A 3,482-nucleotide genomic window follows, 5' to 3' on the forward strand; every position below is an offset into this window, starting at 1 on the left:
GCGTGATCAGCAGGCCCACCACGAAGACCAGCATCGGCCAGCTCACCAGCTTGCCGCCGATGCCCAGGCCGACCGGAACCGTGGTGTTGGCATCGATCCGGGGTGGGGCCGCGCTGCTGGCCGCGTACCAGAGGGATCTGGGCGCGCCGGTCGGCGCGGACACCGACCCGGCGGCCTGGTACGGCGCTGTGGCCCGCTACTCGGGCGCGGACAGCGCCGACGCCGCGGCGGCCTTCGCCGACGAGGTCTTCACCACCATCGGCGCGGGCGAAGCCCGGGTGACCGACGACGGCCAACGAATCACCCTGCCGGCCCGGACGGTGCGGCCCGAACGTTCCTGGCTGGACCGGCTGGGCCTGCGCCGGCTGGCCCGCCCGGACGGGGTGGAGTGCCCCCGCACCATCTCCTGCGAGTGGATCCCGGCGCCCTACGAGGCGTTCGGCGAGGGGGACTACGGGAACCACGACCTCTCCGACCGGCCCGCGCGGCAGAAGATCGAGTACATCGTCATCCACGACACCGAGGCGAGTTGGGCCACCACCCTGCAACTCGTCCAGGACCCGACCTACGTGAGCTGGCACTACTCGCTCCGCTCGGTCGACGGGCACATCGCCCAGCACGTGAAGACGAAGGATGTCGGCTGGCACGCCGGCAACTGGTACGTCAACGCGAAGTCGATCGGGTTGGAACACGAGGGCTTCGCGGCGCAGGGCACCTGGTACACCGAGGCGATGTACCGGACCTCGGCGAAGCTCGTTCGGCACCTGGCGCTGCGGCTGGGCATCCCGCTGGACCGCCAGCACATCATCGGCCACGACAACGTGCCCGGCACCATCCCCTCGACAATGCGGGGGATGCACTGGGATCCGGGCCCCTACTGGGACTGGACGCACTACTTCGACCTGCTGCACGCCCCCCGACTGGACACCGGCACCCCGGCCACCGGGCTGGTCCGGATCGACCCGGACTACGCCACCAACCAGCCGGCGTTCACCGACTGCGTCACGGTGGGCGTGCCCTGCGCGCCGCGCGGCTCCTCGTCGGTGGTGCTGCGCAGCGCGCCGTCCACTGACGCGCCGCTGGTCAACGACATCGCGCTTCGCCCGGACGGCAGCCCGAACACGATGGCCGTTTCGGACCACGGGGCCCGGGCGTCCGCCGGGCAGACGTACGCGCTGGCCGGCCGGCAGGGCGACTGGACGGCGATCTGGTACCTCGGGCAGCGGGCCTGGTTCCACAACCCAGCGTCCGCGCCGACCGCCAGTTGGACCGTCGGAGTCGTGGCGACGCCGAAGCCCGGAAGAGCCACCGTTCCGGTCTACGGACGGGCGTACCCGGAGCAGTCCGCGTACCCGGACGGGGTGCCCTACCAGGCGATCTCCCCGCTCCAGTACACGCTGGCCGCCGGGCAGCGGTACGCCGTCGGCGCGGTGCTGGCCGGCGAGTACTACCGGGCCAGCACGTTCGACGGCTCCTCACCCGGCGACTGGACGGTCATTCGCGGCAAGAATCGGTACGCGCAGATCCAGTTCGGCCACCGGATCATGTACGTCGACCTCGCCGACGTGCAGCTCTTACCCTCCCCGGTGGGGGCACCCCGCTGAGAACCACGACGGCCCCCGGTCGGTGACCGGGGGCCGTCGTGTCGCGCGAGGTGGATCAGCCAGGTCTGCGGAACCCGGCGACGGGCATGGTGGTGATGCTGGACACCTGCACCGGTTTGCCGGCGCGTGGCGCGTGCACCATCTGGTTGTTACCCAGATACAGCCCGACATGACTCAGGCCGGAGAAGAAGAACACCAGGTCACCGGGGCGGGCGTCGGCGCGCGAGATGGCCTTGCCCTCGTTCCACTGGTCACCGGTGTGGTGCGTCAGGTAGATCCCGGCCGCCTTGTAGGCGTACTGGGTCAGCCCCGAGCAGTCGAACGAGTTCGGCCCGGTGGCACCCCAGACGTACGGCTTGCCGACCTTGCCGCAGGCGGTCTTGATCGCGGTGCGGGCCGCCGCACTGAACACGCCGTTGATGGTCGGGCAGGCCGCCGTCTTGACGGTGGTCTTGGGCATCGACGCCTCGAGCTGCTTGATCTCGGCGTCGATCTGCTTCTTCTTGGCCGCCAGATCGTTCTGCTGCTTGGTCTGGGTGACGATCAGCGCGTCCAGCTTCTGCTTCTCGCCGTCGTACTTGGCCCGCACGGCCAGCACGCCCTCGACCTCCTTGCGCTCCTGCGAAGCGAGCCGGTCGAGGATGGTGAGCTGCTCGGTGAGCGTGTCCGGCTTGGCGCTGACCAGCAGCGCACCGATGTCGTGTGACGGGCCGGAGATGTAGTAGCGGGAGGCGAGGTCGCCGACCCGGTTGAGCGCCAGCTCGCTCTGCAGCGCCAGCGGCTCGATCTTCTTCTGCAGGTTCGCCGACTTCTGCCGGTTGACCTTCAGCTGCGCCCGGACCTTGTTGTACTGCTCGATGGTGGGCTCCAACTGCTCCCACTTCTTGTCGATCTGCGCCTCGATCTCGTCGACCGTGGGCGCGGCATGTGCCGGCGCGGTCAGCAGACCGGCGCCGACCGCCGCCGCGGCGACCAGGATCAGCACCCGGTGCGCGACGCGACGCAGGCCACCAGAGCGAGCAGACGCAAACAGGTCGTGACGATGAGGGGGCATGGTTGCCACCGGCACCGACTCCTTTGCAACCGACCGCCGGGCGCCTCGCGTGAGGAAAGGGCCGAGGCAGACGACCCACAGCGGTCGGTGCCTCACATTAGGGAAGCTCGCGGCGGTAATCAAGGCGAGGGCGGTAACCATCACTGTCGTGCAACCGCTTGCACACCAAGGGTATTGGTTCATCATCCAACGATTGCGGTCAATACATCGTCGAGAGTGACCACACCGATCGGCCGTCGCCCGTCGCTGACCAGCACCATGTGCCGCCGTTCACGACGCATGGCCAGCAGCAGGTCGGCCAGCGTACGGTCCGGCGGCACCACCGCCAGCGGCCGGTAGACGTCGGCGGGCACCGGGGACCGGCGGCCCTGCCCGGCGTACCCGAGCACGTCCTTGACGTGCACGAAGCCGAGCACCCGACGGGTCGACCGCTGCACCACCGGGAACCGGGACCGGCCGGTCCGGGTCGCCAGCACCTCCAGTGACGCCGGCGAGACGTCCTCGGCCACCGTCACCACTGTCGACCACGGTTGCAGCGCGTCCGCCGCCGTCCGGGCGTGCAGGGCCAGCGCGCCGGTGATCCGCGCGTGCTGTTCCGCGTCGAGCAGCCCCTCGGTCCGCGCCTGCGAGACCAACCCGGCCAGCTCCTCGGCGGTGAACACCGTCTTCACCGACTCGGACGCCTCGATCCGCCAGAACCCGAGCACCCTCCGGGCCGCCCATTTCATCGCGAGCAACAACGGTTTGGTGGCCACACAGAATGCCAGCATCGCCGGGCCGAGCCAGAGCGCGGAGACCTCCGGACCGGCCAGCGTGATGTTCTT

3 protein-coding genes are annotated in these 3,482 nt (G+C 69.7%); 1 reads left to right on the forward strand and 2 read right to left on the reverse strand.

All coding sequences use genetic code 11. From position 1 onward, the window contains the following. Positions 1–59 precede the first annotated feature (59 nt). Positions 60–1,604: a peptidoglycan recognition family protein gene (locus ABZ749_RS31935; protein ID WP_357234376.1), complete on the forward strand. Its 1,545-nt coding sequence runs from the start codon at positions 60–62 to the stop codon at positions 1,602–1,604. A gap of 55 nt (positions 1,605–1,659) precedes the next feature. Here the strand turns inward: ABZ749_RS31935 and ABZ749_RS31940 are convergent, their stop codons facing one another. Together ABZ749_RS31940 and ABZ749_RS31945 are read right to left on the reverse strand one after the other, a co-directional pair. Beyond that, positions 1,660–2,673, reverse strand: a complete 1,014-nt coding sequence (locus tag ABZ749_RS31940; protein WP_357200642.1) for an NlpC/P60 family protein — start codon at positions 2,671–2,673, stop codon at positions 1,660–1,662. Positions 2,674–2,840: 167 nt separating this feature from the next. Next, positions 2,841–3,482: CBS domain-containing protein (locus ABZ749_RS31945; RefSeq protein WP_357234379.1), on the reverse strand; the 642-nt coding region annotated here is incomplete at its 5' end.

The organism is Micromonospora sp. NPDC047753, assembly GCF_040642735.1.
In the GTDB taxonomy this organism is placed as follows: domain Bacteria; phylum Actinomycetota; class Actinomycetes; order Mycobacteriales; family Micromonosporaceae; genus Micromonospora.

Excerpts from the sequence above, each read along its gene's own strand:
- ABZ749_RS31935 (WP_357234376.1), top strand. The coding sequence starts at position 60 with ATGCCCAGGCCGACCGGAACCGTGGTGTTGGCATCGATCCGGGGTGGG.